This window comes from Enterococcus raffinosus (genome assembly GCF_019175485.1).
GTDB lineage: Bacteria > Bacillota > Bacilli > Lactobacillales > Enterococcaceae > Enterococcus_A > Enterococcus_A raffinosus.
In genome coordinates, this window is sequence record NZ_CP072888.1 from 2,307,409 (window position 1) to 2,324,489 (window position 17,081).

Below are 17,081 nucleotides of genomic sequence, written 5' to 3' on the forward strand. Positions count from 1 at the left end.
ACGACTTATTATTAAAACTCGTTATAGATAAAATTACCGCCTTGGATGCTCTTGTAATGGTATAAGTAAACTAAAATCAAAAGGACCGCAAAGTAGAAAATCGTCTTTCCAATAAAACTTAACCAGTAACGAGCAGCGGGGCGTTTAAAAAATTCCTTCATCCAATCGCCCCCTCCTTTTTTCTTTTGAGCTAATTATAGAACCTTGAAAAAAATCTGCCATTTGTTCCTCTTACATATACCGCTTTCAAACGAACAGTTTTGTCACATGCTTAAAAATCCTTCTACGCAAAAAAAGGATATACCAAAGTAAATTGGTATACCCCGTTGCTTTACCGTTATAAAAGTTTTTTCTGATAGGCACAAGAAGCCCAATAAAACAGCGCATAGACTGCTAACATCAATCCACAGAATAAGTAAACGAACCAATAATCGGTATCTTTGGCTATGTGGGAAATCACCGAGATCGCCAGCATACTATGGACGAGGGCCAAAAAGGCTGGAGTGAAAAATACCACACGATTCTCTCGTTTGATTTCCTGATAGATCGTTTTGTCAGGAATACCCATTTGCCGCAATAGCTGATATTTTTTCCGTTTTTGTTTAAATTCTGAAAGTTGTCGTAAAGTTACCATACTTGCCGTTGATATGATGAACGTCGTCGTTACGAATGTTACTACGAATAAAACGAGCCCCATGCTGCTGCGAGTCGCTCGATACACCTCTTGGTAAGAAGTATATTCCGATCGATAAACGGTAGAGCCATCATTTTTCGCCCCTTCGCCTTCAATGATATCTCCTACCAATTGATGATTCCGCCAAGACAACTCATAGTGAATCGGAAAGCCCCAGTCGCCCTTCAGTTCTTTGTGAATCAGTCTTGCCAATTTTTCTTCTTCTTGCTTTTCTACATCAATGGCTTCGATCGTATAGGAAATCCCCGGTGTGCTATTAAAGACTTCATCAGAAACAACGATCAACCCCGTTCCGTAACGCAAATTCGCGTCTCCAAAAAAATTAGGATAGGTTCCCTGAACCGTCAATTTACGATCTTTTAAATAAATAAATCTACTGTAATGTGCGTATTCCGTTAAGTATCGCTGATAAGAGCTTAAAACGATGGTTGACGTAGGCGTGTTTAAATGAATATTGGGTAAGGTATGATTTATTTTTTGAAACGCTCGATAATCCGAAAGAGAGATCATATCCATTACTTCAGGCTGCGAGTTTGTTCCTTCCCCGGAAATTTCAACGCTTTGTTTCGCCGGAACAGCATTAAACGTTAAGGACTGTTTCTGATAATCTTCAAACCCCTGGAGTTTAGGTGCAATTTTCTTATAGCTTTCTTGCGTGATCATTAAGGAGGTGGGAGCGATCTCGTTTACAGAACGCATTTCTAACGAAACAATTGCCGCCATCCCACCCAGAATCGCTAGCGCCAATCCTAAAGCAACCGTGATCGAGCCTAAAAAGCGCCAATCACTAAACAAGCGCAATTGCCATTCACTGCGGGACAGCATTCCCAGATTCTTGAATAAGCGTTTTGGCCGATAAGAATTGTACCATCTCATAGTAAAGCCGAAGAACAAGTAGCTGCCGATAACACATAGTAAAAAAATAGTCCCCATCAATACAATGTTGCCTCGAATCAAGCCGAGATGGTCACTCGCTTTGCGCGCAAAGATAATATAGCTCAGAGCCATTCCCCAGCCGCCTAGTAAACACAATGCCCCTGTCACACCTAGGAGCTTTTGCCATAAGGGCACCTTCATCGCCTGTATCTTCCGCAAATCAAGCCTCTTTAAGTGAGTGAATTTGTAACCCGAGACTAGCCATAAAATTTGAAAAGAAACAACGGCTAAAATAAACAGTACAACTAACCCTGTCATCATAATCGCATCGGTAGAAAAAAAGAAATGCACTTGCAGCGGCAGATCCATCGCCTTTACTAGAATCATACTGAAAAGCTTCGATAGTAATACCCCAAAACTGATTCCAACGACAAAAGAAAAGATACCAATAAAAAAGATCTCTAAAATAAACCAGAGACAAATCTGATAATAGCTCAACCCATATAAATGGAAGATACTGATATCTTTGCGGCGGTTTTCAATAAAAAAGCGATTGGTACTCGCCATAAAAAAGAGCAGAATCAAGACAACCGCAAAACTCCCGAAGCCTAACATTCCAACAAGCTCAGTATTTTTCCCGGCACTTCGGATTAACGGCTGCTCGTAAGTCATCGCGGTAAAGGAATAAAACACCATGACCGCAAAGATCAAGCTGAAGAAAAAGACTAGGTAGTTTGATAGCTGTTTTTTAAAGCCGCGCCAAATAATTCTAATCAGCATTGGCCTTGCCACCCCCGCCGATCGTTGCCTGCATATCTATCACTTTCTCAAAAAAATCTTTTCGTGACGAACGGCGGACAATCTCAGCAAAAAAACGACCATCCTTGATAAACAGCACACGGTTGCAATAGCTCGCGGTGTAAGGATCATGTGTAACCATTAAGATCGTTGTTTCTTCATGAAGGTTCACATCGTCCAAATAGTTTAAAAATTCCGTCGCAGACTTCGAATCCAACGATCCGGTCGGCTCATCGGCAAACAAAACTAACGGTTTGCTGATTAATGCTCGAGCTGCGGCAGTTCGCTGCTGCTGCCCCACTGAAATTTCTTCTGGATAGCGCGTTAATATCTGTTCGATCCTTAATATTCCTGCCAATCGAAGCACCCGTTCTTCAATCTCGTTGTTCGAAAGTTTGCTGACTGTCAACGGTAAGATGATATTGTCCTTCACCGTCAAGCTGTCAATCAAATTAAAGTCTTGAAAAATGAACCCAAGCTTCTCCCGTCGAAAATCCGTCAATCGACTTTCCCGCATTTGAGTGATGTCTGCGCCAGCGATCTTAACGGATCCCATCGTCGGCAGTAAAATCGTTGAAAGGATATTCATCAAGGTGGTCTTGCCCGCACCGCTTGGCCCCATGATCCCGACAAACTCCCCCTTTTCCACCGTAAAATTCAAATCATTTAAGACAGTCACTTTATTATTTCGTGTGCCGTAGCTTTTGCTAAGGTGCTGCACGTTGATTATTTTTTCCATTCAATCCCTCCTATCTCGGGTTAGAAAAATAATTGATGCCCATTCTGCTTGCCAGACTGCTAAAAACTGGCAAATGCTCTCGATGAAATCTATTTGTAACATCAAATTTTTTTCTTTTATGGTATCATATTTGAGGTGAATTCCTATGTGAAACGACCTTCAATAACCTTACAATTTTTTCACTTTTTAGGAAAAATTATTTTCAGTTATTTTATTTTTCATAGAAGCTTGTCCTTATCAGCTTTCTTTTATCTTTCAGTAAACAAACACACTATATATGGTGTGTTTTTCTTTTTTGGCAAAAAAATAATACTATATATCGTTGCAACGGCATCAAAAATACTATATGATTGATAATGAACTTTAAAGGAAATGGAGTTGTTTATAATGATGGAAATCCACACAAAAGATTCGTTGCTCAACGAATATCAACCGTCGCTAAAAAATATAAAGGTCGTAAAACGTGATGGTCGTCACACAGCATTTGATGACCAAAAAATTTACGATGCCTTAATCAAAGCTGAAACTAAAATCAAAGGATCTGTCGACCCATTGGCTCATGAACGCATTCAGTCAATTGTTGAACGAGTGGATGCTGAAATTTCTGAACGTTTTACTAGCGATATCAAAATTTATGAAATCCAGAACATTGTGGAGCATACATTATTAGAACACAACGAGTATGAATTAGCAGAGGAATATATCAACTATCGTACACGCCGTGACTTCCAACGTAGCAAGGCGACCGATATCAACTTTACAATCGGAAAACTGATCAATAAGGATCAAACGGTTGTCAATGAGAATGCGAATAAAGATAGTGATGTTTTTAACACACAACGCGATTTAACTGCTGGGATTGTTGGCAAATCCATCGGGTTAAAAATGCTGCCGCCTCATGTAGCGAACGCTCATCAAAAAGGCGACATTCATTATCATGATTTAGACTACCATCCATACACACCGATGACGAACTGCTGTTTGATTGACTTCAAAGGCATGTTGAATAACGGCTTCAAAATCGGGAATGCGGAAGTAGAAAGTCCTAAATCCATTCAAACAGCTACCGCTCAAATTTCTCAAATCATCGCCAACGTGGCTTCAAGCCAATACGGCGGCTGTTCAGCGGACCGTACTGACGAGCTATTAGCTCCTTTTGCGCGCCTAAATTATGCTAAACACTTAAAAGATGCCGAGGAATGGATCGATGATCCAGAAAAACAAAAGGCTTTCGCCAAACAAAAAACACGTAAAGACATTTACGATGCGATGCAAAGTTTGGAATACGAAATCAATACCTTGTTCACTTCTAATGGACAAACCCCTTTCACTTCTTTAGGCTTCGGTCTTGGAACTGATTGGTTTGAACGTGAGATCCAAAAAGCAATCCTGCAGATCCGTATCGAAGGCCTAGGCAGTGAAAAACGGACAGCGATCTTCCCTAAATTGATCTTTACTTTACGTCGCGGGACAAACTTAGAACCAAATGATCCAAACTACGACATTAAAGAATTGGCGCTAGAATGTGCTACCAAACGGATGTATCCAGACATCTTGAACTACGATAAATTGATCGAATTAACTGGCAGCTTTAAGGTACCAATGGGCTGTCGCTCATTCCTACAAGGCTGGAAAAATGAACAAGGCGAAGAAGTTAACGCCGGACGGATGAATCTTGGTGTGGTGACCTTGAACTTACCAAGAATCGCTTTAGAATCTGGCGGCAACAAAGAAAAATTCTGGTCGTTACTGGAAGAACGTCTGCAAATTGCCAAAGATGCGTTAGTTTTCCGAATCGATCGCTGTAAAGAAGCGACCCCGGCAAACGCACCGATCCTTTATCAATATGGCGCTTTCGGCAAACGGTTGAAACGCACAGATGCCGTAAATGAATTATTCAAAAATAAACGGGCAACTATTTCTTTAGGTTACATTGGCCTTTATGAGGTCGCTAGCGTCTTTTACGGCGGCGAATGGGAAGAGAACCCAGAAGCAAAAGACTTCACGTTAGACATCATGAAAGACTTAAAAGAACATGCGGATGCTTGGGGCAATGAATACGGCTATCACTTCAGCGTATATTCAACACCTAGCGAGAGCTTAACCGACCGCTTCTGCCGTTTAGATACAGAACGTTTCGGTATTGTGGAGAACATTACAGATAAGGATTACTATACCAATAGTTTCCATTATGATGTTCGTAAAAATCCAACACCATTTGAAAAATTGGACTTTGAAAAGGATTATCCTAAATATTGTTCAGGCGGCTTCATTCACTACTGTGAATACCCTGTTCTGCAGCAAAATCCAAAATCATTGGAAGCTGTTTGGGATTATGGCTATGACCGCATCGCTTATCTAGGAACCAATACACCGATCGATCACTGCTACGAATGTGGCTTCGAAGGCGACTTCAAACCAACAAAACGTGGATTTGAATGCCCACAATGTGGCAATCATGATCCAAAATCATGTGATGTAGTCAAACGAACTTGCGGTTACTTAGGCAACCCACAAGCACGTCCAATGGTACATGGACGTCACGAAGAAATCGCTTCTCGTGTAAAACACATGTAATAATAAAAGAACCAATGAACAGAACTATTTATGACAGGGACGGCGCTCTTTGCCGCTCCCTGTTTTACTTGAAAGGTGAAAAATATGCGTAATCCTAAACCAAAAGAGTGGTTGGCCAGCGAATTAAGTCAACAATACATCGCCGATTACAAGCCCTTCAACTTTGTTGATGGTGAAGGCGTCCGCAACAGTCTTTATGTTAGCGGCTGTCCCTTTGCTTGCGAAGGCTGCTTTAATGCTGCCTCCCAAAATTTTCACTACGGCAAACCCTTCACACAAGAAATAGAAGATCAGCTGATTGCCGATACTGCTCATGATTATGTTCAAGGAGTGACCTTTTTAGGCGGCGAGCCCTTCCTAAATACACAAGTCTGTTTAAAAGTGATTCATCGTCTACGCAGTGAATTTGGTGATACAAAGGATATTTGGTCCTGGAGTGGGTATACTTTTGAAGAACTGCTGCTGGATAGCGAAGACAAGCTTGAAATGTTGAGTAAGATTGATATTCTTGTTGATGGCCGTTTTGAGCTTTCAAAGAAAAACTTGATGCTGCAATTCCGCGGCAGCTCAAATCAGCGCATCATTGATGTTAAAAAATCATTGGCAAAAGGCGAAGTGGTCATCTGGGAAAAGCTTCATGATTCAGAAAAAGCCTTTGAACAAATCAAAAAAAGCGATCTAATTTGATCGCTCTTCCCACAATGGCAATACAATATTTTCATAGGCGACGGGATCTAGATTGGTCAGGGTAATACCGACTAATCGGATCCCTTTTTCTACGCCGCCGATCTCCTCCCAAATCAAGCTTGCTTGAGAAAACAACTCTTCTTTCTTTTCTATGTAGTAAGGCAAAGTAACCCGGCGCGTCACCGTCGTGTAATCCGCATAACGAATCTTAACGACGACCGTTTTCCCATGACGCTGGACTCGTTTTAGCGATCCTTCCACCTTCTCTGCCAGCTGTCTTAATTGACTTAACACTTCGTCCTCTGTTGATAAGGGACGGCCATAGGTATGCTCCTTGCCAACAGATTTTCGCTCACGAGTGATGCTCACTGGCGAATCATGGATGCCTCGCACTTTTCGATATAGAGAATAGCCCATCTTCCCGAATTCTTGAATTAGGAACATTTCACTCTTCTCGTACAAATCCGCGCCCGTAAAAATACCAAGTTCATTCATTTTTGGCACTGTCTTCTTACCTACCCCATGAAACTTTTCAATCGGCAAACGTTTCAGAAAAACGACGGCCTCTTCTGGTGATATCACCGTCATTCCCTTCGGCTTTTGATAATCAGAAGCTAGCTTGGCCAAAAATTTATTGTAGCTGACGCCAGCAGAACAGGTCAGCTGCAGCTCTTGCCAAATATCCTGCTGAATCATGCGGGCAATTTTGATGGCAGAACGCGCATCAATCTTATTTTCTGTCACATCAAGATAGGCTTCATCTATCGAAACAGGTTCGATAATATCCGTATAGCGATGAAAAATTTCTCGTACCTGCTTTGAAACTGCACTGTATTTTGCGTGATCCCCCGGCTTAAAAATCGCCTGCGGACATAATTCATACGCTTTTTGCGCACTCATGGCCGAATGGATACCATAGACCCGCGCCTTGTAATTCGCTGTCGTCACGACCCCTTTGCCGCCGGTATCGGAAGGATGGCGAGCAATCACCAACGGATGCTTCGCCAATTCAGGATCATCCCGTTCCTCCACGGAGGCAAAAAAGGCATCCATATCAATATGAATTATTTTCCTTGATGTATCATTTTTTAATGGAAACACCAACTCAGCCAACCGATTCCCCTCCCTTCAGCGAATCATTCTAGTTCTATTATAAACGAACGTTTGTTCACAGACAATTAATCCTGTTGAACATAAGAGGAAATTAAGCAGAGGTTTAATTTATAATGAATAATTTTCGTACACATCCGATTTTTCTAATCACGCAAGTAAGAAGTAGGTCTGGCAGCTAGCTCCTTTAAAGGCATTCATTTTTCTTGGGAAAAATGAGTTCTATCTTCACTGCGCATACGATTCCACTAATCGTACTAAAAGTACGAAGTGGAACTCGCAGCTACCTCAATTATATGGATGAATTTTTTCTGAAGTAAAAAATTCTTCGCATTTTCATACGCATACCATTTTACGAATCTGCTAAAGCAGGAAGTAAAACTGGCAAAAAAAATAGACAGTGGCGACTGTCTATCGTTCGATCAGATTTACTTTGCGAATCATCAACTTGTCGGCAGAACCCCGTTGGAATTCTTGCGGCTCGCCAAAAATTTCAGCATAGATAACTTTGTTATGTTCGCGACGACGTAGTTGGTAGATAATTTTTCCTGTATCTTCCAACTCTTTCATCATTTCTGTTACCCCACCAAAACCGGTTTTCTTGGTGATAAAGCCGGTCGCTACCATGCGTTCATCTAAGTAACGAGCAGAGATCACTGAGCCCTTAGCCAACGTTGTTCGTAAGGCTGTTGCCAGCTCTTCTAATTCCTCTGGAACAGGAAGCTCTCGCTCTACTGGTTGGTATAAAGTATCACGCAAAGTATTCAATTCTTCCACTAATGCTTCATACTGCTCTTTGGTCAGCATCACACCAGCAATTTTTTCACGATTAAAAATGTAAACACCCGTCTCTGCTTTACGAGCCTGAGCAAAAACGTCCATTGGTGATTTTTTTACTTCTGTAATCGAAGATGTCGGAACATCTAGTTTTCGTAACCCCATTCTGCTCTCCTCCAATTAAATAGTTTCTCAAAAGAAAGAACTAAATTATTTTCATCTGTATACCTGCTGATCACACGTAAAAAATAGTACAAACGTGTGAAATAGAACGGCATCTTCAACATAGTCTTCATCATTATAGCATAACCTTTCTTGAAGAAAAATCTTCATCAAAACATTCCCTAATCAGAGAGTAAAAAAGGCTGAAACTTTTCTTGAATCAGTAGCGACGATTCTAGGTTAGGCGCTGTTGCCAAGGCCGTATAATGACTCACAAAAAGAATGTTCTTTACCGCCAAAGCCAACTCGTCTACACGACAATTGTTCAGTAAAGGGAGTTGCCTCTTCAATTCTTTACTAAGATGGTAATAATTCTCTGAGACAATGCTTTTCTGCCACTTTAAATTGAAAACCGTTAGCGGCAGCCCCTGATGAATTCCAAAAAATAGATCGAACAGCTTCACATAGAAGGTGTTCTCTAATACTTCGTTTTTCCAGTTTATTACTTCCCCGATAATTTTACCAGCCTGTTTGACCTCATGATATAAATTTGTCTGATAACTTTTATGACAGTGATAAAAATCAACAAATATTTGAAAGTGATACCGCATATAATCAAAATAAAAATACGGAGCAAACTTGGATTGCAATTCAAATTTCTCAATAAAGGCTTGGAGACTCTTATCATCTGGAAACAGTTCTTTACTTATAGAGATCATAGGACTCCTCTGATGATATTGCTCCATTTGCTGAAAGATTTCTGCTTCCTCAAAATAATAAAAGTCTCGTAAATAGCGGAGCTGCAATAAGAAGATCAGTCCGCTTTCTCCTAATAAGCCTCCTATTTTGCAATCGGCAGAAAGATTTAAATAGATTAATTGTCGATTGAGTTCTTTCAATTTAGAATAATTAACCGTTTCAGAACCTTGACCCCAAAGAAACTGTCGAAAAAGTTGAAACCGTGGATCTGTCATCAGCAACATTCGATACAGCTCCGAATAGCTTTTTTTATTTTGATAGTTTAGATGCCACTCTCGCTCTTTTATTACATAGCCCTTTTGCTGAAGATCCTTAAGATAGCGCAGTATGGTTCTTCGACTGACCTTTATCTGCTTGGCCATTTCTGTCACTGTGTACATTTCTTCTTTTACTAATCCGATCAATTCCAATTGTCGCTGACATTTTTTTCTTGCTATAAATTGCCAAATCATCCTTCTCGCCCTCTTTTCTATGCATATAATTCCCCTAATTAAAAAATAGCACAAAACGAACGAAAGTTTTTTCTCAACTTTTTTCAAAAAAAAATAGCGTCTGAATAATCAGACGCTTAAAGTCATCGCATTAATAGCTACGATAATCGTACTTAAGGACATAAGAATCGCACCAACCGCTGGACTTAACAAAATTCCTATTGGAGCCAAAACACCTGCTGCAAGTGGAATGGCTAGGATATTATAGCCGGCTCCCCACCATAGATTTTGAATCATTTTTCGATGTGTGTTTTTAGCCAAACGTACAAATTTCAAAATATCCGATAGGTTACTATTGGTTAAAACGACATCTGCAGAATCAATCGCAATATCTGTTCCTGCTCCGATAGCCATCCCGATAGACGCTCTGGCTAAAGCTGGTGCGTCATTGATTCCATCGCCTACCATCATTACCTTTTTACTCTTATCGGTGTAGCTCTTGATAATTTTTTCTTTATCATCCGGCAATAATTCGCTGTAAAACTCTTTGATGCCCAAATACTCGGCCACTGCTTTCGCTGCAGCTTTGTTATCTCCAGTCAGCATTACAGGTTCAATTCCGACATTCCTCAAATTCTTGATGAAATCTTGCGCTTGATCTTTTAGCGTATCTCCCATTGCAAAGAAAGCGATCAATTGATCATCTACTAATAGGAAGGAGATCGTATTTCCTTGTGCTTGATAATCCTTCAGCTTTTCTTGATCAACGCTTAGTTTCCGCTTTTCTACTTCCTTCTGGTTGGCCAAAATCACTTGATGTCCTTCAACCGAGCCGCTTACGCCGATCCCTTTTAAAGTCGACACATCCTGTGCTTGATAAGGTTCGATCTTTTCAGACTTCAAGTAGTTCATGACACCCACCGCTAACGGATGATTGGTTTGACTTTCCAAAGCACCAATGTATTTTAGGACTTCTTCTTTATCCATATCAGTCAGCACTTCCACACCAGTTACTGTAAATTTTCCTTCTGTCAATGTTCCCGTCTTATCAAGGAAGACATAATCCAATTGATTTCCTTGCTCTAAGGCCTGTCGACTTTTCAGCAATAGCCCATTTTTTGCAGCCAAAGAAGTCGAGCGTGCAATAACTAAAGGAATCGCCAACCCTAAAGCATGAGGACAAGCAATAACGAAGACTGTCACCATTCGATCCAAGGCTTCTGGCAGGTCTGCTACGATCAGCCAAGCAATAAACGTTAAAATCCCCGCAGCTAAGGCAACATAAAACAGCCATTTTGCCACTTTATCAGAAATAGATTCTAGTTTTGATTTTTCTTGCTGAGCTTCCTTCACCATCGTCATAACTTTGGCCAAGTAGCCGTCTTCACCGGTTCCTGTTACTTTTACTTGAATGGTTCCGTCACCATTGACTGAACCACCAATAACTTTATCACCGACGTTTTTCTGAACACCTTTCGATTCCCCTGTCACTGCTGACTCATCGACGATTGTGGAGCCATCCATGATTTCTCCATCCGTTGGCATCTTATCTCCGGCGCGAACCAATAACCGGTCGCCAGAATGAATGTCCTGCAGCTTCACTTTTTTCGTCGAACCATCTGCTTCAAGCTTATTGACTTCATCTGGCAGCAATTCTGCTAATTTCTTCAAGGCATTGCTAGCATTCGATACCGCACTCATTTCCACCCAATGCCCTAATAGCATAATGACAATCAAAGTAGCTAGTTCCCAGAAAAAGTCCATTACATGCTCATGAGGGTTTATCTTATTGACAATAAAGGAGTACAAGCTATAAATATAAGCTACGGATATCCCCATCGCGATCAAGGTCATCATAGCAGGACTCTTCATTTTCAATTCCATTTTGGCACCGCTCAAGAAAGGCTGACCGCCATAAATAAAAAGAATCGTGGCTAAAACCAATACGACCCATTCAGATCCAGGAAAAGTAAATTGGAATGGCAGCTGCATCCCCATCATAGGGGATAGCACGATGATGGGGATCGATAAAACAAGCGAGAGCCAAAACTTCTGTTTGAAATTCCCCATATGCATCGAATGATCCATTCCTCCATGATCCATATCCTGATGATCATGTCCACCCATTCCATGATTCATATTGTGATGATCGTGGTCATCCATCCCATGATCCATCTCGTGATGTTCATGCATTGAATGATCCATTCCCATTGATTCATTCATTTGTTTTTGTTCTCCCTGTTTCATCAGAAATCACTCCTACAATTTTTTCTGATTTAAACTAAGCGAGTTTAGCAGTACACTAACCGAACTAAAGGCCATGGCACCACCAGCGATGATCGGATTCAAGAAGCCTAATGCCGCAAAAGGAATACCGATCACATTGTATAAAAACGCCCAGAATAAATTTTGTTTGATTTTTCTTAGTGTTAACTTGGATAAACGAATACTTTTTTCAACCGATAGAAGATCGCTGTTCATTAAGGTAATGTCCGCTGTCTCCATGGCGATATCCGTTCCGCTGCCCATCGCAATCCCGATATCTGCCAAAGCTAGTGCAGGAGCATCATTGATCCCATCTCCTACCATACCTACCGATTCGTTCTTCCCTTGGAGCTCTTTTACAACCTGTGCTTTGTCTTCAGGTAAAACCTCAGCGACAATATCAGACTCTTGAAGTCCAACCTGGGCTCCAATAAAACGAGCTGTCTGAGGATTATCCCCCGTCAGCATTTTTACATTGATTCCAAGCTGATGCAGCGCGTCAATCGCAGCTTTAGAAGAATGTTTGACTTGATCCGTTACTGAAATCATCGCCAGAACGCGTTCCTGATCGGTTAAAAACATGACTGTTTTTCCTTCCTCTTCTAACGCTAGCACACGTTCTTTGGAAAATGAAATATTTCGCTCCTTCAATCCCCGTTTTGACCCGACAAAATAAGAGGTCCCGTCGATTGTTCCAGTCACTCCCTGTCCTGTCAAACTCTCAAAATTTTCAACTGGCAAAAGCTCTGTCTGCTCTTTCCCATACTGATAGATTGCTTTGGCTAAAGGATGTTCAGAGTATTGTTCCAAACTCGTTAAGTAAGCCAAGGCCTGCGGATCAGAAGAGTCAAAATCTGCCACCACAGGTTTTCCCTCAGTAATTGTTCCTGTTTTATCTAAGACAATCGTTGTCAAATGAGCAATTTTCTCCAAGGCACCGCCGCCTTTGATTAAAATACCGGATTTTGCCCCTAAGCCGGTCCCAACCATGATCGCTGTTGGCGTTGCCAGACCTAATGCGCAGGGACAAGCGATTACTAGAACGGAAACACTGTGGACGATCGCTTGTTGCCAATCGCCGGTGAATAAACCCGTAGCAAGCAATGTAAGTAAAGCAATTCCTAAAACTGTTGGAACAAATACCTTTGAGATTTTATCTGCGATTTGTTGGATTGGTGCTTTTTCTCCTTGCGCATCTTCCACCATCCGAATGATTCGTGAAAGGACCGTCATACTACCGACTTGAGTAGCATTAAACTGGATACTGCCTGTCGTGTTAACTGTTCCGCCAAACACCTGATCGTCAATTTGCTTATCCACCGGTAAGCTTTCACCAGTCAGCATACTTTCATCAATCGTCGTTTGACCAGCAACTATTTTTCCATCTACTGGAATCTGTTCCCCCGGCCGTACCCGCAGCAGATCACCTGCCTGCACTGTCTCGATCGGTACCTCTTTTTCTTCGCCGTCAACGATGATCGTTGCCGTCTTCGCCTGTAAACTCATGAGCTGTTTAATCGCATCGCTTGTTTTTGTTTTGGCTTTTTGTTCTAAATACTTTCCTAGCAAAATCAAAGTAATGATCATACCGCTGCTTTCAAAGTATAGATCGGAATTGTATGGATTAAAGAAGCCATTATAAACACTCAAGGCAAAGGCCGCCGTTGTTCCCATCGCTACCAAAACATCCATATTCGGAGCTTTAGTTTTCAAAGCATGATACGCGCCGCGATAAAAACGCATTCCGACACCAAATTGAACGGGTGTTACTAAGATCAACTGAACCCAAGGCAGATGAAGAAAATGAACCCAGCCCGCATGACTTCCTAGCAGCATCGCAATCATAGCGATCATCAGCGGTGCAACTAAAACAGCACTCAAAATCAGATCCCGTTTCATTTTTTTTAGACGCGCCGCTTTTTCCTGCTCAATTTTTTGTTTATGGGCATCGTCAAAAAGAATCGCGCCATAACCAATTGCTTCGACTCGTTGAATTAAGTTTTCTGCCGTCAATGTCTCATCAAATTGAACGGTGGCCTTTTCCGTAGCCAAATTGACATTCGCTTCTAATACACCTTCTGTCGCCTTCAATTCCTTTTCTACTCGAGCAGAACAGTTGGCACAAGTCATACCTGTGATCGCGAATGTTTCTACTGTTGCCTCTGCCAATTAGATCACCTCAGTTTCATACCCTGCTTCGGTCACTGCCGCAGCGATTTGATCTGCTGAAACCTGTGCTTCATCAAATTTTACAACCCCTTGATTTTTCTTTAGGTTGATTTTTACTTTATCGATCCCATCCAATTGATTGATCGCCTTTTCCACGTTCGCTACGCAGTGATTACAGCTCATTCCGTTGATTGCAAATTGTTTTTTCATGATTGTTTCTCTCCTTATAATTGTTTTTTTATTTATGGTGATTGCATTCGCATTGTCCAGGAATGCAATTACATTCGATTTTTTCAACAGTCTTCTTATTTACTAACTGCTCTTTGATCAACGCCACATCTGCATCCGTCAATTCTGCCTCGGCTACAAGCTCAGCAATGGTTTCCCCGATTCTCTTTGCACAGATATGAGAAAACAAATTTTCTGTCGCACTTTTAACTGTCTCGCCTTCGCTAATTGCAGGATAATAAATATATTTTTTTCCTGACTGTTCCGTTCGCACAGCTTCCTTTTTTACTAGGCGACCTAACAAAGTCTTGATTGTCGCAGGCTTCCATTCCATCGTTTGCCCAAGAATAGCAATAATTTCCTGTGCTGTAGTAGACCCCTGTGTCCAAATCACCCGCATGACTTCCCATTCCGAATCACTAATCTTGATTGGTGTAACCGTCATAGTCATAAGTATCACTCCTTTCGTTTACATTTGTAATCCACACTTTTAGTTTACAATTGTAATCGTTCGCCGTCAACCAATAAGACAGCTTTTTTTCAATTATTTTTTATGGAGCACAAAAAAAAGCTTTGCAGCAACGATTGCCACAAAGCCTTTGTATTAATTATTTGATTTTCAAACAACGCATTGCATTCAAAACAGCGATCACAGTTACACCGACATCTGCAAAAACAGCGGCATACATAGTAGCAAAACCTAATGCACCTAGGATCAGGACGAGAATCTTCACACCGATTGCAAAGACAATGTTTTGTTTAACGATTCCCATTGTTTTACGCGCGATACGAATCGCAGTAGGAATTTTCGCCGGCTGATCGTCCATAATAACCACATCTGCCGCTTCAATCGCTGCATCGGAACCAAGTCCACCCATAGCGATCCCAATATCCGCCCGCGCAAGTACTGGTGCATCATTCATGCCATCACCGACAAAAGCTGTTTTTTGTTCACGTTTCAATTCATCTTCTAAATGAAGAACTTTATCTTCCGGTAACAACTCACTATAGACTTGATCGATACCGATTTTCTTGCCGATTGCCTCCGCAATTCCACGGTTGTCCCCAGTCAGCATCACTGTCCGCTTCACACCAAGATTTTTTACTTCAGTCAAAGCAGTCGTCACATGATCCTTCAATTCATCCGCTATGACTAAATGTCCAATGTATTCTTCATCCATTGCGACATAAACGATCGTTCCGATTTCATTAACCGCTTGGAAGGAAATATCATATTTCGCTAATAGCTTTTCATTTCCAACTAAGAAGTGATGTCCTTCAATCTCAACAGAAATACCAAAACCGGCAATTTCTTCCAGTTGGCTAACTGCTGCCAAAGGCTGATCCACATATTTTACGATTGACTGTGCGATAGGGTGGCTTGAACTTTGCTCCGCACTCGCGACATAGCGTAAGAAATCTTTTTGATCAATCGTTGTTTCAACTGTTTGGACTTCAAAGACACCTTTTGTTAAGGTTCCTGTTTTATCAAAAACCAACGTTTCTACATTGGCTAAGGTTTCAATATAATTACTGCCTTTGATCAAGACTCCAGCTTTACTTGCCCCTCCGATCCCACCAAAGAAACTTAATGGAACGGAGATAACCAATGCACAAGGACAAGAAATAACTAAGAAGGTTAAGGCACGATAAACCCAATCATAAAAAGGTTCGCCCGTAACAAGTGGTGGAACCACCGCCAACAAGACTGCCAATCCAACCACGATTGGTGTATAGTAGCGTGCGAAACTGGTAATAAAATTCTCAGCCGGTGCTTTTTTACTGCTGGCATTTTCTACCAAATCTAAAATCTTGCTAACTGTCGATTCGCCAAAGGTGGTTGTGACTTCTACCGTCAATTGCCCACTTTGATTAATGAAGCCACTAAGAATCTGTTCATCAGGATGGATACTGCGGGGAACAGATTCTCCAGTTAAGGCTGACGTATCCAACATGGAGTTTCCTTCCTTCACAATCCCATCCAATGGAACCTTCTCCCCTGGCTTAATCAAAATACGATCACCAACTTTGATAGCTTCTGGGGCAACCTTTTTGATTTCGCCATTTTGAATTAAATTTGCTGAATCAGGACGAATCGCTAATAATGAAGTGATTGATTTTCTTGATTTCGCTACGGCATAATCCTGGAAAAACTCTCCTACTTGATAAAATAGCATCACCGCAACAGCCTCCGGATACTCACCAATCGCAATCGCTCCAACCGTTGCGATCGCCATCAAGAAGTTCTCATCAAAGATCGCTCCATGGAAAATATTCGTAATAGCTGTCTTCAAAACATCATATCCGATCCATAGATACAGAATCAGATAGGCAATCAGCTTCCAAGGCATTGGTGGTGTAAAGATCGCAAGTAAGGCTAAGGCAGCAATTGCCACACCAATCTGAATAATCTTGCCTTTAGAGCTTTCTTCTACCTTTTCGGTTTGGACACTGTTAACTTCAACATCAGGCTCTAATTTATTAACAATCTCTTTTGCCTCATCGCTGATTCGATCAATATCTTTTTCTGGAGCGACAATCGTGAGCTTCGTACTCATAAAATCAACCTGTGCTTTCTCAACCCCAGTAATTTGTTGGACCGAACGTTCAATTTTTGCTGCGCAGTTTGCACAATCTAATCCATCTAATCGATATACTTTTTCCATGAGATACCCTTCTCTCTAATTACATATGAATGTTTCTTCATGTTTATTATATATGAATGATCACTCATGTGTCAAGCATAAAAAGAAAGCTTTTTCAAAAATAATTCAGCTTTAAAACCCTGATATAATAGGGTTTATAAAAT

The 17,081-nt window shown here is 41.2% G+C and carries 13 protein-coding genes; 2 read left to right on the top strand and 11 right to left on the bottom strand.

Annotated elements, in window-relative coordinates; genetic code table 11:
• Positions 1–11: 11 nt before the first annotated feature.
• The 3 genes from J9537_RS11295 to J9537_RS11305 all read right to left on the bottom strand — a co-directional run bounded on the left by J9537_RS11295 (position 12) and on the right by J9537_RS11305 (position 3,107).
• On the bottom strand, positions 12–161 hold the full coding sequence (locus J9537_RS11295; protein ID WP_010745658.1) for a teichoic acid D-Ala incorporation-associated protein DltX: 150 nt from the start codon (positions 159–161) through the stop codon (positions 12–14).
• A gap of 176 nt (positions 162–337) precedes the next feature.
• Positions 338–2,350, bottom strand: a complete 2,013-nt coding sequence (locus J9537_RS11300; RefSeq protein WP_060789072.1) for an FtsX-like permease family protein — start codon at positions 2,348–2,350, stop codon at positions 338–340.
• On the bottom strand, positions 2,340–3,107 hold the full coding sequence (locus tag J9537_RS11305; RefSeq protein ID WP_060789073.1) for an ABC transporter ATP-binding protein: 768 nt from the start codon (positions 3,105–3,107) through the stop codon (positions 2,340–2,342). Before J9537_RS11305 ends, J9537_RS11300 begins: the two co-directional genes overlap by 11 nt.
• Before the next feature lie 387 nt (positions 3,108–3,494).
• Here J9537_RS11305 and nrdD point away from each other — a divergent pair, with 387 nt between their 5' ends.
• Positions 3,495–5,684 (top strand): anaerobic ribonucleoside-triphosphate reductase, encoded by a 2,190-nt coding sequence (gene nrdD, locus J9537_RS11310; protein WP_060789074.1) that lies wholly within the window; start codon positions 3,495–3,497, stop codon positions 5,682–5,684.
• An 84-nt stretch (positions 5,685–5,768) separates the two neighbouring features.
• Positions 5,769–6,371, top strand: a complete 603-nt coding sequence (gene nrdG, locus J9537_RS11315) for an anaerobic ribonucleoside-triphosphate reductase activating protein (RefSeq protein ID WP_060789075.1) — start codon at positions 5,769–5,771, stop codon at positions 6,369–6,371.
• On the opposite strand, the gene dinB is transcribed toward nrdG, so the two are convergent.
• The 8 genes from dinB to J9537_RS11355 form a co-directional block, all read right to left on the bottom strand.
• A complete protein-coding gene (dinB, locus tag J9537_RS11320; RefSeq protein WP_010745653.1) occupies positions 6,363–7,484 on the bottom strand; it encodes a DNA polymerase IV in 1,122 nt (373 codons plus the stop codon). The genes nrdG and dinB overlap by 9 nt on opposite strands.
• Before the next feature lie 408 nt (positions 7,485–7,892).
• On the bottom strand, positions 7,893–8,423 hold the full coding sequence (locus J9537_RS11325) for a hypothetical protein (RefSeq protein ID WP_010745652.1): 531 nt from the start codon (positions 8,421–8,423) through the stop codon (positions 7,893–7,895).
• Between the two features lie 179 nt (positions 8,424–8,602).
• Complete coding sequence (locus J9537_RS11330; protein WP_060789076.1) at positions 8,603–9,631, bottom strand: helix-turn-helix domain-containing protein; 1,029 nt, start codon at positions 9,629–9,631, stop codon at positions 8,603–8,605.
• 108 nt (positions 9,632–9,739) lie between these two features.
• On the bottom strand, positions 9,740–11,857 hold the full coding sequence (locus tag J9537_RS11335; RefSeq protein WP_060789077.1) for a heavy metal translocating P-type ATPase: 2,118 nt from the start codon (positions 11,855–11,857) through the stop codon (positions 9,740–9,742).
• Between the two features lie 12 nt (positions 11,858–11,869).
• Positions 11,870–14,005, bottom strand: coding sequence for a heavy metal translocating P-type ATPase (locus J9537_RS11340; RefSeq protein WP_373278372.1), 2,136 nt, complete (start codon positions 14,003–14,005; stop codon positions 11,870–11,872).
• 39 nt (positions 14,006–14,044) lie between these two features.
• Entirely contained in the window at positions 14,045–14,254 is a 210-nt protein-coding gene (copZ, locus tag J9537_RS11345; RefSeq protein WP_010745648.1) for a copper chaperone CopZ, read from the bottom strand.
• A gap of 28 nt (positions 14,255–14,282) precedes the next feature.
• Positions 14,283–14,723, bottom strand: a complete 441-nt coding sequence (locus J9537_RS11350; RefSeq protein WP_060789079.1) for a CopY/TcrY family copper transport repressor — start codon at positions 14,721–14,723, stop codon at positions 14,283–14,285.
• A 157-nt stretch (positions 14,724–14,880) separates the two neighbouring features.
• Entirely contained in the window at positions 14,881–16,938 is a 2,058-nt protein-coding gene (locus tag J9537_RS11355; protein ID WP_060789080.1) for a heavy metal translocating P-type ATPase, read from the bottom strand.
• Between the last annotated feature and the right edge of the window lie 143 nt (positions 16,939–17,081).